Annotated in this window: 13 protein-coding genes; 7 read left to right on the top strand and 6 right to left on the bottom strand. The window is 68.2% G+C overall.

What is annotated here, in order from left to right; all coding sequences use genetic code 11:
• From rpoZ to ACFFGN_RS07535, 3 genes are read left to right on the top strand one after another with little or no spacing between them, the layout of a single operon-like run.
• Positions 1-300: a DNA-directed RNA polymerase subunit omega gene (gene rpoZ, locus ACFFGN_RS07545; protein WP_380044615.1), complete on the top strand. Its 300-nt coding sequence runs from the start codon at positions 1-3 to the stop codon at positions 298-300.
• 21 nt (positions 301-321) lie between these two features.
• A complete protein-coding gene (gene coaBC, locus ACFFGN_RS07540) occupies positions 322-1584 on the top strand; it encodes a bifunctional phosphopantothenoylcysteine decarboxylase/phosphopantothenate--cysteine ligase CoaBC (protein WP_380044614.1) in 1263 nt (420 codons plus the stop codon).
• 40 nt (positions 1585-1624) lie between these two features.
• A complete protein-coding gene (locus ACFFGN_RS07535; protein WP_380044613.1) occupies positions 1625-2767 on the top strand; it encodes a winged helix DNA-binding domain-containing protein in 1143 nt (380 codons plus the stop codon).
• Between the two features lie 389 nt (positions 2768-3156).
• Here the strand turns inward: ACFFGN_RS07535 and ACFFGN_RS07530 are convergent, their stop codons facing one another.
• The 3 genes from ACFFGN_RS07530 to ACFFGN_RS07520 form a co-directional block, all read right to left on the bottom strand.
• The gene (locus tag ACFFGN_RS07530) at positions 3157-3756 is read right to left on the bottom strand and encodes a vitamin K epoxide reductase family protein (RefSeq protein WP_380044612.1); all 600 of its coding nucleotides are present in this window, start codon (positions 3754-3756) and stop codon (positions 3157-3159) included.
• Positions 3737-4414, bottom strand: coding sequence for a DsbA family protein (locus tag ACFFGN_RS07525; protein WP_380044611.1), 678 nt, complete (start codon positions 4412-4414; stop codon positions 3737-3739). Before ACFFGN_RS07525 ends, ACFFGN_RS07530 begins: the two co-directional genes overlap by 20 nt.
• A gap of 72 nt (positions 4415-4486) precedes the next feature.
• Positions 4487-4867, bottom strand: coding sequence for a hypothetical protein (locus tag ACFFGN_RS07520; RefSeq protein WP_380044610.1), 381 nt, complete (start codon positions 4865-4867; stop codon positions 4487-4489).
• Between the two features lie 149 nt (positions 4868-5016).
• Between ACFFGN_RS07520 and metK the strand changes: the two genes are divergently transcribed.
• Both metK and ACFFGN_RS07510 read left to right on the top strand, forming a co-directional pair.
• Positions 5017-6210, top strand: coding sequence for a methionine adenosyltransferase (gene metK / locus ACFFGN_RS07515; RefSeq protein ID WP_380044609.1), 1194 nt, complete (start codon positions 5017-5019; stop codon positions 6208-6210).
• Positions 6211-6306: 96 nt separating this feature from the next.
• On the top strand, positions 6307-8313 hold the full coding sequence (locus tag ACFFGN_RS07510) for a primosomal protein N' (RefSeq protein WP_380044608.1): 2007 nt from the start codon (positions 6307-6309) through the stop codon (positions 8311-8313).
• A gap of 3 nt (positions 8314-8316) precedes the next feature.
• On the opposite strand, the gene ACFFGN_RS07505 is transcribed toward ACFFGN_RS07510, so the two are convergent.
• Positions 8317-9297, bottom strand: a complete 981-nt coding sequence (locus ACFFGN_RS07505) for an ArsR/SmtB family transcription factor (protein WP_380044607.1) — start codon at positions 9295-9297, stop codon at positions 8317-8319.
• A 57-nt stretch (positions 9298-9354) separates the two neighbouring features.
• On the opposite strand from ACFFGN_RS07505, the gene ACFFGN_RS07500 reads away from it, so the two are divergent.
• Both ACFFGN_RS07500 and ACFFGN_RS07495 read left to right on the top strand, forming a co-directional pair.
• The gene (locus tag ACFFGN_RS07500) at positions 9355-10554 is read left to right on the top strand and encodes an MDR family MFS transporter (RefSeq protein WP_380044606.1); all 1200 of its coding nucleotides are present in this window, start codon (positions 9355-9357) and stop codon (positions 10552-10554) included.
• A 43-nt stretch (positions 10555-10597) separates the two neighbouring features.
• Positions 10598-11206: an HAD family hydrolase gene (locus ACFFGN_RS07495; protein ID WP_380044605.1), complete on the top strand. Its 609-nt coding sequence runs from the start codon at positions 10598-10600 to the stop codon at positions 11204-11206.
• On the opposite strand, the gene ACFFGN_RS07490 is transcribed toward ACFFGN_RS07495, so the two are convergent.
• Positions 11203-12315 (bottom strand): hypothetical protein, encoded by a 1113-nt coding sequence (locus tag ACFFGN_RS07490; RefSeq protein ID WP_380044604.1) that lies wholly within the window; start codon positions 12313-12315, stop codon positions 11203-11205. The two genes, ACFFGN_RS07495 and ACFFGN_RS07490, sit on opposite strands and share 4 nt — an antisense overlap.
• A 4-nt stretch (positions 12316-12319) precedes the next feature.
• Positions 12320-13381: a C39 family peptidase gene (locus ACFFGN_RS07485; protein ID WP_380044603.1), complete on the bottom strand. Its 1062-nt coding sequence runs from the start codon at positions 13379-13381 to the stop codon at positions 12320-12322.
• Positions 13382-13452: the final 71 nt, after the last annotated feature.

Genomic DNA, 13452 nt, shown 5'->3' with positions numbered 1-13452 from the left:
TTGTCAGGCACCCAGCCCGTCGCCATCGGCATCACCTCCCCGCCGATCGACGACCTGCTCACCCACACCGACTCCAAGTACAAGCTCGTGCTGTACTCGGCCAAGCGTGCGCGGCAGATCAACGCCTACTACTCGCAGCTCGGTGAGGGCCTCTTGGAGTACGTCGGTCCCCTGGTGGAGACCCACGTCCAGGAGAAGCCGCTCTCGATCGCCATGCGCGAGATCAACGAGGGCGTCCTGACCTGCACCGATATCGACCCCGAGGCCGAGGCCGCCGCCGCGGAGAAGTCCGGCGCGTAGTCGTACCTCGAAGGTTTCTCGATGACGACTGAGACGGCCGACGGCGCTGCCACCGCGCGCCCGTCGGTCGTCCTTGGTGTCGGCGGCGGCATCGCGGCGTACAAGGTCTGTGACCTGCTTCGCCGCCTGACCGAATCCGGCCACCGGGTTCGGGTAGTGCCGACCGCTGCCGCGCTGGACTTCGTCGGCGCCTCCACTTGGGCCGCGCTCTCAGGTCAGCCGGTCACGGCCGACCCGTTCGACGACGTGCACGAGGTTCCGCACGTGCGGATCGGTAAGGCCGCCGACCTCGTTGTCGTCGCGCCCGCCACCGCGAACCTGATCGCCAAGGCGGCGCACGGCCTGGCCGACGACCTGCTCACCAACACCCTGCTCACCGCGCGCTGCCCGATCCTGTTCGCGGCCGCGATGCACACGGAGATGTGGGAGCACCCGGCCACGCAGGCCAACGTCGCCACCCTGCGTGAGCGCGGTATCACCGTGCTCGACCCGGCGGTCGGCCGGCTCACCGGCAAGGACACCGGCCGTGGGCGGCTGCCGGAACCGGCCGAGATCTTCGCGATCAGCCAGTTGATGCTCGCCGACGAGGCCGCCCGGGCCGCCGGCCACAAGATCGCCGACCTGACCGGCCGGCACGTTCTGGTCAGCGCCGGTGGTACCCGCGAGCACCTCGATCCGGTTCGCTATCTCGGCAACTCCTCGTCCGGCAAACAGGGCTATGCGCTGGCCCGGATCGCCGCCGCCCGAGGTGCCAAGGTCACGCTGGTCGCCGCGAACTCGGAACTGCCCGATCCCGCCGGCGTGCACGTCGTACCGGTGACCTCGACGCGGGACCTGTTCGACGAGATCACCGCCCGCGCGGTCGACGCCGACGCTGTCGTGATGGCCGCGGCCCCGGCGGACTTCCGCCCGGCGGATGTGGCCGAACACAAGATCAAGAAGACCGCCGATGGTTCCGTGCCCGCGGTCAACCTGGTACAGAACCCGGACATTCTCGCCACCATCTCGCACGACCGTGCCCGCAAGGACCAGGTCATCGTCGGGTTCGCCGCCGAGACCGGTGATGCCGAGCACAGCGTGATCGACCTGGCCCGCGCCAAACTCGAGCGCAAGGGCTGCGACCTGCTGGTGGTGAACGACGTCTCCGGCGGCAAGGTTTTCGGCAGCGATATGAACGAGGCCGTCATTCTCGACCGCGACGGCGGCGCCCTGCCGGTGCCCTCGGGCAGCAAGGACGCCCTGGCCGGCGTCATCTGGAACCTGGTCGACGCTCGCTGGCAGTAGTGGCCTGATCCTGACCGCTATTGCTGCCTAGGGTCCGGGTATGAAGCTCACCTGGGACGAGGTCTCCGCTCGCCGCCTCCTGCGCCACTTCCTCACCGTTGCCCCTGGCCACGATCCGGCCGGGGTGGTCCGGGCGATGTCCGGCGCGCACGCGCAGATCATCACCGCCGCCGAACTGTCGATCGCGCTGCGCTGCGGCGGCACCACCCGGTACGACGTACAGGACGCTTTGTGGACCGGGCGGTCCCTGGTGAAGACGTTCGGGCCCCGCGGCACGGTCCACCTGCTGCCGACCGAAGACCTGCCGCTGTGGACCGGCGCCTTGCAGGCCTTGCCGACGAAGGTGTCGCCGTTCAAGGAAGACGTACGGATGAGCGAGCGGCAGACCGAGTTGGTGATCGAGGCCCTCGCGGAGGCGCTTGCCGATGACGAGCTGACGATCGAGGAGCTGACCACGGCGCTGGTAGCCCGGCTCGGGGAGTGGGCCGGGGATCTGGTGATGCCCGCGTTCCAAGGTTTCTGGCCGCGCTGGCAGCAGGCGATCGCGGAGGCGGCCAACGCGGGAGTGCTTTGCTACGCGCCGAACAAGGGTCGCAAGGCGGCGTACACCAACCCGCATCGCTGGCTGCCTGGGTTCAAGCCGATGCCGGCGGACGAGGCAGTCGACGAACTGCTGCGGAGGTACTTGTGGGCCTACGGTCCGGCAACACCCGCCCACTTCGCCCAGTGGCTCAGTGCTCCGCGCGGGTGGGCCTCGTCGGTGTTCGAGCGGGCTGAACTGGCGAGGGTCGAGGTGGACGGGTTGGAGGCTTGGGTGATGGCGGATGACGTGTCGTTCGAGTCTTCCGATCCGGCCGGGGTGCGGTTGTTGCCGTACTTCGACGCCTTCGTGGTGGGGAGTCAGCCGCGGGAGTTGCTCTTTCCGGGGAAGGCGTTCGAGCGGGCGCTGGGCGGTGGCCAGGCGGGGAACTATCCGGTTGTGCTGGTTGACGGGGTGGTCGCGGGCGTTTGGCATCTTCGTCGCTCGGGCCGACGGGCGCGGGTGACGGTGGAGCTGCTTGGTGGGGGTGGTGGTGCTCGCGTGCGCACTGCCGTCGAGGCGGAGGCGGTACGGGTGGGGGAGATCGTTGGTGCAGAGCCGACGGTGGCGTTCGAGACCGTGACGGTTGGGCCGCACGCGTAGGCGTTCCTGTCGGCCTTCAGCTGGCGCCTGGGCGGCGGGTGTGGCGGCCGTTGGGGTTGTACTGCGGAGTGGGCGCGGGTGGTTGTTGGTGCGTCCGCTCGGGTGGGGTCTGGCCGGGTTTGCGGGGTCCCGCACGCTGCGCGCCGGGTTGGCTCGGCTGCCGGGCTGGCTTTTGGCCGGCTGGCGGTCTCGATGGCCCAGCTGGTGGTCCGAATGGGGTTGGCGGGTGGTGCGGCAGCGAGGACACCGAAGCCGGGTAGTCGCGCTGAAACCCGGTACCGGGCGGCCGGTTGGTGCGGCGCCTCGGACCGGATCCGGCCAGGCCTCACCGAGCCGACCCCTGACGGGGACGGGTGTCACCGGCGGACCCGTCCAATCGGCCGCGCCGCTCACACCAGCGTCACCCAGTACGTCCAAAACCGTACGAGGATCAGCCCAACGATCGCGAGTCCCCAAACCGTCAGCGCGACGCCGTGGAACCGGGCCAGCCGTGGAGACAACCGATGCGGCACGACGTACCAGAACAGCGGAATGGTGACCGCCCAAACGATCATGCAGTACGGGCACAACGCGCCGATCCGGTAAAGGCTCTGGAAGATCAGCCAGTGTACGAACACCACCCCGGCCAACGCCCCGACCTGCAGCCCACGCCACATCCACCGCGGCAAACTCACCCCGGCCAGCACCACGACCCCGAGCGTCACAACCACGGTGAATCCAACGATCCCGATCAGCGGGTTCGGAAATCCGAAGACCTCCGCCTGCGGTTTCGTCATCACCGAGCCGCACGACAACACCGGGTTGATGCTGCAAGACGGCCGATGCGAGGGATCCTTCAACAGCAGGAACTTCTCGACCGTCAGCACCAGAGCGGCAAGCAGCCCAACCGACCCGCCGCCCACCATCAACCACCCGACCGCGCGATCACCCGACGCCGCGCCACCCGACGCCGGACCTGCCATGGCCGGGTCAGCGGTTGAGTTCGGCATCGATGGCGGCCGTTAGCTCGTCGAGGGACTGGGGCTGGATCTGCTTGCCGTTGAGGAAGAACGAGGGCGTACCGCGAACGCCTACCGCGATTCCGTCCTCGGCGTCCTTCTTCACGCGGGCCAGGGTCGCCGGGTCGGCGTACGCCTTGTCGAAGGCGGTGAGGTCCAGGCCGAGGTCTTTCGCGAATGACCGGAACTTGGCGTCGGCCGGGACCTGCTGCTCACCCCATTCGCCCTGCGACTGGTACATCTTCTGGTACATCGCCTCGAACTTGCCCTGCTTGGATGCCGCCTCGACCGCCCGGGCGGCGCGTTCGGCGTTGAAGTGCGACTCGATCGGGAAGTACCGGACGACGAACGTGACCTTGCCGTCGTACTGCTCGCGAAGTTTTTCGATCGCCGGGAAGGCCGCGGCGCAGGCCTCGCACTCGAAGTCGAGGAACTCCACGAAGGTGACCTTGCCGTCCGGGGCCGTGTCGAGCCGGTGGCTGTCCGGCCGCACCAGCCGTGGATCCACCGTTTCGCCCGATCGCGACTCCACAGTGCCGCCCGATGACGGCGTCGAGGGGGACTTGGTCGCGTTGACGACGAGTAGTACGCCGACGACGAGGGCGAAGGCGGTTGCGATGCCAAGGGACAGCCTGGTGTTCAAACTCATAGTGATCTCCCAATGCCGAAAGGACCAACAGGCCTGCCTGTTGGTTGAGGACGCGTTGAACCGCTGAGCGGCTCAGGTCCGGGAGATCCCCAGGTGCATCGGAGTGATCGCGGTGAGGGCGGCCTGCCCGGTCTCGATCGACCAAGGCGGCAAGGGGGTTTGGTACCGCCTGACCCAACTCGTGGGCCTCAGCAGCATCAACACGAAGAGCAGAATGCCGAGCAGCATTCCGCACAGCTCCGGCAAATCCACGCCGATCGGCGTCGAGGCGCCTTCGTCCATGGCCAGATCGTCGAGCTGGATCGTGTACGTCGGTACGCTCGGGGTACTGGCGTCGGTAGTGAAACGCTCGGCGCAGTAACCGCCGATCAGCACCAAGGCCGACGCGCAGACCAGTACCGCGAACCGGAGCAGAACGGCTCCCGCGGTGTTCGATCCAGTACGGGCGGTCACGCCGCAACTGTACCCAGGCGGTGGATCGGGTGTTCGAGTGGCGGGCAGAGTCATCTTGATACGTGGTCAAGCGTCTCACGGACGTGGATTCGGCTCCGTGGGCTGGCATACTGCCGGGGCAGACGATCCGAGGGATATGAGGGAGAACCGTGGCACGGCGCCTATTCACGTCCGAGTCGGTGACTGAAGGTCACCCGGACAAGATCGCTGACCAGATCAGCGACTCCATTCTCGACGCCCTGCTGGCGGAGGACCCCAAGAGCCGCGTCGCGGTCGAGACCCTGGTCACCACCGGTCTGGTCGTTGTCGCGGGCGAGGTCACCACCTCGGCGTACGTCGACATTCCCGGCATCGTCCGGAGCCGGATCCTCGAGATCGGCTACGACTCCTCGCTCAAGGGCTTCGATGGCGCCTCGTGTGGTGTCTCGGTCGCGATCGGCAGCCAGTCGGCGGATATCGCCCAAGGTGTCGACACCGCGCACGAGACCCGGACCGGTGCCTCGGCCGACGAGCTCGACCTGCAGGGTGCCGGCGACCAGGGCCTGATGTTCGGTTACGCCTGTGACGAGACGCCCGAGCTGATGCCGCTGCCGATCACCATCGCGCACCGGTTGTCGGAGCGGCTGTCGGAGGTCCGCAAGGACGGCACCATGGCGTACCTGCGTCCTGACGGCAAGACCCAGGTCACGGTGGAGTACGACGGTGACAAGGCGGTCCGGATCGACACCGTGGTGGTGTCCAGCCAGCACGCCGCCGACATCAGCCTGGAGTCGATGCTGGCGCCGGACGTGAAGAAGCACGTGGTCGACCCGATCCTCGAGCAGTTCGCGATCGACTCCAGCGACTACCGCCTGCTGGTGAACCCGACCGGCCGTTTCGAGATCGGCGGCCCGATGGGCGACGCGGGTCTGACCGGCCGCAAGATCATCATCGACACGTACGGCGGCATGGCCCGCCACGGTGGTGGCGCGTTCTCCGGCAAGGACCCGTCGAAGGTGGACCGTTCGGCCGCCTACGCGATGCGCTGGGTCGCCAAGAACATCGTTGCCGCGGGCCTCGCCACCCGGTGCGAGTGCCAGGTCGCGTATGCGATCGGCAAGGCCGCTCCGGTCGGTTTCTACGTCGACACTTTCGGCACCGAGACCGTGCCGGTGGACCAGATCACCGACGCCGTGCTCGCGGTGTTCGACCTGCGTCCGGCCGCGATCATTCGCGACCTCGACCTACTGCGCCCGATCTACACCCAGACCGCCGCGAACGGCCACTTCGGCCGGACCGGCGACGCCTTCACCTGGGAGCTGACCAACCGCGTCGAGCAGCTCAAGGCCGCCGTTAACCAGTAGTTCCAGCAGCACCCACGACAGCCCCGGCCATGCACTGGCCAGGGCTGTCGTGTGTCTGATCCCGGACCTGTCCATGCCGCCGTTTAGAGTGCGCTGGTGACCGAGCAAGGACAAGAGCCCGAGCAGCTGATGCTGCTGCGGGAGACCGTCCGCCGCTCGAAGACCAAGGAACCACCCGGCCTGGCCACCGAGCGGCCGGTCGCGCGCGTCGCGGTGGACGTCCCCCTGCCGCATCTGGATCGCCCCTTCGACTACCTGGTCCAGGCCGATCAGGACGAGAAGGCGCAGCCCGGTGCCCGGGTGAAGGTCCGCTTCGCCGGCAAGGAGTACGGCGGCTTCGTGCTGGCCCGGCTGGACGAGTCGGCCCACCTCGGCAAGTTGTCGCGCCTGCGCAAGGTGGTGTCGGGGGAGCAGGTGCTCTCGCCGGAGGTCGCCGATCTGTGCCGGGCGGTCGCCGATCGCTACGCGGGCGTCTTCGCCGACGTCACCCGCCTGGCCGTGCCACCCCGGCACGCGAAGGTCGAGGGCGAGCCGCCTCAACCCGATCAGCCGGTCGCGCCCGTCGGGGATCTGTCCGAATGGTCGCCCTATCCGCACGCGCAGTCCTTCCTGGACGCCTTGACCCGCAAGGAAGCCCCTCGCGCCGCGTGGCGGGCGATCCCTGGCGCCGACTGGCCGCGCGCGTTCGCCCAGGCCGCTTCGGTCTGCGCCGCCGCGGGCCGTGGCGCCCTGCTGTTGGCGCCTGACGCGCGGGACCTGGCCCGCCTCGCGGACGCCTGCGTCGACGTACTAGGGCCGGACGGGTTCGTGACGCTCTCGGCGGACCTCGGGCCGACTGCCCGCTACCGGGCCTTCCTGATGGCGCTGCGCGGAAATACCCGGGTGGTGATCGGGACCCGGGCGGCCGCCTTCGCCCCCATCACGAACCTTGGCCTGGTCGCGATCTGGGACGACGGCGACGACTCGTACGCCGAGCCCCGCGCGCCCTATCCCCATGCCCGCGAGGTCGGGCTGCTGAGGTCCCACAAGCACAGCTGCGCGGCGCTGGTCGGAGGGTTCGCCCAGTCGACCGAGGTGGCGGCCTTGCTCGAATCCGGCTGGATGCGCGAACTCGTGGCCGACCGGGTGACGATCCGCGCGGCATCACCTTCGGTGCACGTGACGGGCGAGTCCGATACCGACCTGGCCCGCGATCCCGCCGCCCGCGCGGCCCGAATCCCGCACCAGGCCTTCGAGGTGGCCCGCGACGGTCTGAAGACGGGCCCGGTGCTGGTCCAGGTGCCACGCGCGGGATACCTGCCGAGCCTGGTCTGCCAGACCTGCCGAACTCCCTCGCGCTGTACGGCGTGCGCCGGCGCCCTTCGTCGTACGGCGGCGGCCGGGCCGGCCGTGTGCGGGGTGTGCGGCCGCCCGGCGGAGGACCATCGCTGTCCCGAGTGCGGCGACCACCGGATGCGCGCGGCAGTCGTCGGCGCGCGCCGTACCGCGGAGGAGCTCGGCCGCGCCTTCCCCGGTACGACGATTCGTACGTCGGGTGGTGACTCGATGCTCGACACCGTCGCGGACAAGCCCGCGCTCGTGGTTTGTACGCCCGGGTCGGAGCCGGTGGCGGCTGGTGGCTACAGCGCCGCGTTGTTGCTCGACACCTGGTTGATGCTGGCGCGGCCCGAGCTGAAGGCCACCGAGGAAGCCGTACGGCGCTGGTTCAACGCCGCGGCGCTGGTCCGCCACGACGGCTCGGTGATGGTCGTGGGCGAGGCCGGTACGGCGCCGATGCAGGCCTTGGTCCGCTGGAGCCCCGAGTCGTACGCCGAGCGCGAGCTGGAGGATCGCCGTACGGCGCGGCTGCCTCCGGCGGCCCGGGTCGCCGAGGTGACGGGATCACCCGAGGCGGTGGAGGACTTCCTCGGGCGCGTGCGCCAGGCGGTTACGGTGCTGGGGCCCGCGCCGGTTGACGACGAGAACGTGCGCGCGGTGCTGAAGGTGCCGCGTGGCATGGGCCTGGAGTTCGCGAAGTCGCTGCACGAGGTCCAGGCCGTGCGCAGTACCAAAAAAGTGCCGGGTTCGGTCCGCGTGCAGATCGACCCACCCCACCTCGGGTAAGTCTCAGGCGGCCTGGAGGAGGTTGTCGCCGAGGGTGGTGCGGAAGTAGAGCACGGTTCGGCCGTCGCGGCGGGCGTCGACCACGCCGGCGGCGCGGAGAATGCCGAGGTGCACGCTCAGCGTCGGCGCCGCTAGGCCGAGCTGCTGGGCCAGGTGGGTCGTCGACATCGGCAGGTCCAGGTGCCCCACGATCGCCGCGCGGGTCTTGCCGACCAGATCCGCGAGTGGCGAGCCAGTGGTGTCCTGACGGCTTTCCCACAAGCGGCCGAGCCCGCGCGGGGGATAGGTGATGGTCAACACGTGCGGTGCGGCCATCACCGACAACGGCGTCGGCCAGGTGAACACGCACGGCACCAGCAGCAGACCTTGTCCCAAATTGGGGTTGTCGGTGCAGTGGAACGGCCGGTCGATCTCGATCCGGTTCCCGGCGAACGAGACGGACGGATGCAGGTTGCGGAACAGCCGGTTCACGCCGCCGCTGGCCAGTTCCTCCAGCCGGAAGGCCAGATCGTCCTGCAGCAGCGCGCGCATCCGGCTCCAGTCCGGCTCGAGCGCGCGCTTCCAGTAGCTGTGCAACGCGTCGGTGATGCGTTCGAGCGCCTCGGCCGGTGCCGCGATCAGCTCGTCGATCACCGGATCCCCGTCGGGCGACTCGTGCCGCAACTTGGTCAGCTCGGCAACCACCAGATCGTGCGGCGTGGCGGCGATCGCGGCCAGGCCCGATTCGAAACTGGTCGACCGGCGAGGTGGCGCGGGCGTGATGAAGTCGGGAATGTAGCCCACCGGCGGGATAAGGGCCGTCAGCAACGAATAGTCCGGCCCGGCCGCGATCGGCCGGACCCGGCTCAGCCAGGGGCCGTGCAGGCTGTTCAACCCGTTCGTACGCAGCGCCCGCACGCTGGTGATCGTCTCCCAGATGGGCGAGAAGGCGAAGCGGATCCGGGCCAGGTCGTCCGCGGTGAGCCCGATGGTGATCACCGGCATAGATTAGCGCACAACCTAATCATCGACGCGGTCTCGGATAGCCGGAAGGCTTGAGCCATGGCTACCGATGTTCCCGCCCTGCCGAAAGCGTTCTGGGCGTTGTGGGCCTGCCAGCTGGTCAACCGGCTCGGCGGGTTCGTTCAACCGTTCCTCGTTCTCTACCTGACCCAGGAGCGGCAGCTATCGGCCGGAACCGCTGGTGCGGTTGCTGCGGCGGTTGGCGCCGGCTCCGTCGTCTCCCAGCTCGTTGGCGGCTGGCTCACGGACCGGATCGGCCGTCGGCGCACGATGCTCACCGGCTTTGTTGGTACCGCTGCCGCCCTGATCGCCCTTGGTTCGGCCAGCTCGATGGCCTCGATCTGGGCCGCGGCGTTCGGGGTGGGCCTGATGGCCGACCTGTTCCGCCCGGCGGTCCAGGCGACCGTCGCGGATCTGCTTGGCCCGCGTGAGCGGGTTCGCGCGTTCGGTCTGCTGTTCTGGGCGATCAACCTCGGCTTTTCGATCTCGACCGTCAGTGCGGGTGTGCTCGCCAGTGTCGGCTACAGCCTGCTGTTCTGGATCAACGCCGGTACGTCACTAGTAGCCGCCTTGATCATTTACCGGGTCGTACCCGAGACCAGGCCGGTCCTGATCGAGCAAGTCCGGCGGCCGTTCCTGCCGGTGGCACTTCGTGACGCGACTCTGCTGATCATGGTCGGTATCTCCGTCATCTACGCCGCGATCTACTTCCAGGGCTACTCGACGCTGCCACTGGCTATGGCGGCCGATGGCCTTCCCAGCTCGACGTACGGCGTTGTGCTGGCGTTGAACGGCGTCGTGATCGTGCTGGTCCAGCCGTTCGTCGGAAGGCGTCTAGCCGAGAAGGACCGTCCAACCGTGCTAGCCGTCTCGATGGCGCTGGTAGGCCTCGGCTTCGGTCTAGGCGCTCTAGCGGACAGCTGGTGGACGTACGGCCTGTCGGTGATCGTGTGGACTATCGGCGAGATCGGCTACGCCACGATGTTCGGAGCGGTCTTCGCGGACTTGGCGCCGATCGACCTGCGCGGGAGCTACATGGGCTTTGGTGGGATGGCGTGGGGTCTAGGAGCCGTCGTTGGGCCTCTGGTCGGTACGAGGGTCCTGGACAGCTCAGGAGCAACCACTGTCTGGGTGGGCTGTGCAGTACTGGGTGTAGGCCTCTTCGTCGTCCAGATGCTGCTGGCACCGGCACTACGGGCTCGAGCCGCCCGAGCCGACCTAGAGCATTCAGTCGCCTGACAGCCGCCAATAGGGGCTTGAGGTGCATGAGAGGGTGGGGGCCATGCCTATCGACACCGTGGTCTTCGACATCGGCGGCGTGCTGCTCGACTGGAGCCCGAACTATCTGTACGAAGAGCTGATCCCCGACCAGGAACAGCGCGAGCACTTCCTGACGAACATCGCGACGCCCGAGTGGAACATGCGGCAGGACGCCGGCCGAACCTGGGCGGATGCGGTCGCGGAGCTCTCGGCCCTCCACCCCGAGCATGCCGAGTGGATCAGCGCGTACGACGCCGGCTGGCTGAAGATGGCCCGCGGGCTCATCGAGGACACGGTCGAGCTGGTCGAGGAACTACGCCAAGCGGGCATTCCGACGTACGCGCTGACCAACTTCTCGGCGGAGAAGTGGGAGGTTGCGCTGGAGGCGTTCCCCGTACTCCGAGACTTCGAGGGCGCAGTAGTGTCCGGAGTCGAGCAGACGGTCAAACCCGACGAGAAGATCTACCGGATCCTGCTGGAGCGGTACGGGCTGGACGCGGCTCGGTCGTTCTACACCGACGACGTCCAGCGCAACGTCGACGCGGCTCGTGCCGTCGGTCTGGACGCCGAACTCTTCACCGGCGCCACAGACCTCCGCCACCACCTCAAACAGCGCGGCCTGCCGGTCTAACTTGCAACGGTCACCAGCGCGTCGGCGTGCTTGGCGCCGGCGCCGAGGGTGGCGCTCTCAATCAGCAGTTGCGAGTCCTGACACGTCGGTGCGGTCAAGGCCGTCTCCGGCTCACTGACGAACACGCTTTGCGGGTCAGCGCCTTCCCGCCAGCGGTGGATCTCGAAGTGCTCCACACCACCGGTGACGCGTCGCACCTGCCAGTAGATCCAGCTACCGCACGGAACGATCGTGTCCGTCAGGATCTGCCCCAGCCTCCGAGTGGGCGCGGCCGCGTTCGTCCGCAGGTAGGCCTCGCTCTGGTACTGGTTCGGCGCATCGGCCGGTACCTCGGACCACACCGTCGTCCCGTTCAGGGTGGCGCCGCTCCACTGGATGCACGGCCGCATCGGCGCGATGGCCTTGGCGAAACCACCCGTCAGGGAGGCAGTCAGGAGGCGCTTGCAGCGTTTCGCCGTACCGGGTGCGGTGATCTCGCTGTAGGTGACGGAGTCCGCCGAGATGATCGGGTCCGCCAGGTAACCGGGGGCCTGCACGCAGCCGACCATCCGGTTCTCGAGTGTGCCGAGATCCGCGACCACCAGGCACGACAACTCCTTCGCGCCAGTGGTCGTGTAGGCGAAGGTGGCGCCGTTCGCGCCGATCTCGGGTTCGGTGATGCGGGGGAGACCCTTGACGCTGCCGAGGTCCTGCTTGGTGCCGGCGTCCAGGTTGTACCGCGTCGCGCGGATCTGCGGCGCGGGTCCCTCGGAGCGGATGTCCTGGATCAACGCCCAACGCCCGGCCAGTACGACCGGCGACTGGGCGACGAACCCTGCTTCGGGTTTGTGCCGCAGCACCACCTTGTCGGTGCTGCGATCGATGATCGTCGTCGTACCGGCGGGATCGCTCGCGCGCATCACCAGGAACGGCCCGTCGAACCCGATCAGGTGATCCCCGTCGACCGGACCACGCCGTAGCCGGGTCCACTGTGGCGCCGGGGCGGACCCGCTCGACTTCGACGTACTAGTAGTGGGCGGAGTCTGGCCTTGGTCGTCGGACGGGCTCGAGCAGGAGGAGACAAGTACGACGACTGTGACGACGCAGACGGCGAGGGGGGACTTCCGCATTCGGTTAGAGCCCAATGTTCTTGAACTGGTTGGCAAGCGTCGCGTTGAACAGCGCTGAGGCGGGAATCTCCTGCGATCCGGCGGTGTCGTTGCCGCGGCTGTTGAACCGCTTCTCGTTGAACACCTCGAAGATCGTGATCGTGCCCTGGTCGGTGTCGTAGCCGCGCCCGACCTGGTAGTGCCCGCTGTAGTTGTAGGCCAGGTAGGGGAAGTACCGCTTCAGCAGCTGGGTGTGCTCGATCACCGGCGCGCCGGTGCCGTCACCGAGGTGCTTGCGGTGCACGTCGAAGAACTTCTTGGTGTCCCAGTGGCCCACGCTCTGCACGATGTAGGTGCCGGCGTAGTTGTCCCAGGTGGTCTTCAGATTGGTCTGCTGGACCATCGCGCCGATGCCGGTGCCGGCGGTCGTCGTACCGAGGTCCTCGGCCCAGGAGGCCTGGCTGTCCTTCTGGTTGTCGTTGGCCCAGTCGATCGACTGGAACGTCGCCGGGCCACACCAGTAGCCGCGTTCCTGCGACGTGCCGTAGCCGCCCATCAGCGCGAGCTTCTTCGGCAGTTCCCGCGCGACCTCCACCTGGTCGGTGCGCAGCGCCTTGGCCTTCTCCCGGCCCTGCCAGGCGGTTCGCATCTCGGCCAGCTCGCTGTCGAGGCGGTCCTCTTCGTTCAGCGCGGCCCGCTCGTGCACGAAGTCGGCCGTGCTGAGTGCGCCGGTACGACCACCGAAGGTCTCGTCGGCCGGTGTCACGGGTTCGGCGGCGGCCGCGGCGATCTCGTCATCGCTGGGCACCTCGTCCACGAAGCCGAGCCCGAGGCAGTAGTTCTCGTCCTGAAGCTTGAAGCAACGCATCATCTGCTGCGCCCGCTCCGCGGGGCCGGCCTCGGCCGCCGCGCTCGCGCTCGGCGCGGTCTCGACGACCTGCTGGACCAGCTGGCTCCAGGAGTACGCCGGGCGCTCGATCGGTGGCGGGGCAGTCTGGGTCGCGTGCGCACTGCCGATCGGTCCGGTCAGGGGTGTCAGAAAGGCACTGATGAGGATGAGTGCGGCCCCCCGTGCTGCTGTGGCCATGGTGTTCTCCCGTTGGGCGTGTGACTGATGTGACTGTAGGTACGCCTGTTGACACAGTACGTTGTCATCCC

It is taken from the genome of Kribbella deserti, assembly GCF_042434725.1.
Taxonomy (GTDB): Bacteria; Actinomycetota; Actinomycetes; order Propionibacteriales; family Kribbellaceae; genus Kribbella; species Kribbella deserti.
The sequence above is the reverse complement of the archived record's forward strand: the minus strand, read 5'-3'. Positions and strand labels throughout refer to the sequence as shown.

Excerpts from the sequence above, each read along its gene's own strand:
- ACFFGN_RS07490 (WP_380044604.1), bottom strand. The coding sequence starts at position 12,315 with ATGCGGAAGTCCCCCCTCGCCGTCTGCGTCGTCACAGTCGTCGTACTT.
- ACFFGN_RS07535 (WP_380044613.1), top strand. The coding sequence starts at position 1,625 with ATGAAGCTCACCTGGGACGAGGTCTCCGCTCGCCGCCTCCTGCGCCAC.
- ACFFGN_RS07530 (WP_380044612.1), bottom strand. The coding sequence starts at position 3,756 with ATGCCGAACTCAACCGCTGACCCGGCCATGGCAGGTCCGGCGTCGGGT.
- ACFFGN_RS07505 (WP_380044607.1), bottom strand. The coding sequence starts at position 9,297 with ATGCCGGTGATCACCATCGGGCTCACCGCGGACGACCTGGCCCGGATC.
- ACFFGN_RS07495 (WP_380044605.1), top strand. The coding sequence starts at position 10,598 with ATGCCTATCGACACCGTGGTCTTCGACATCGGCGGCGTGCTGCTCGAC.
- ACFFGN_RS07500 (WP_380044606.1), top strand. The coding sequence starts at position 9,355 with ATGGCTACCGATGTTCCCGCCCTGCCGAAAGCGTTCTGGGCGTTGTGG.
- ACFFGN_RS07525 (WP_380044611.1), bottom strand. The coding sequence starts at position 4,414 with ATGAGTTTGAACACCAGGCTGTCCCTTGGCATCGCAACCGCCTTCGCC.
- coaBC (WP_380044614.1), top strand. The coding sequence starts at position 322 with ATGACGACTGAGACGGCCGACGGCGCTGCCACCGCGCGCCCGTCGGTC.
- ACFFGN_RS07485 (WP_380044603.1), bottom strand. The coding sequence starts at position 13,381 with ATGGCCACAGCAGCACGGGGGGCCGCACTCATCCTCATCAGTGCCTTT.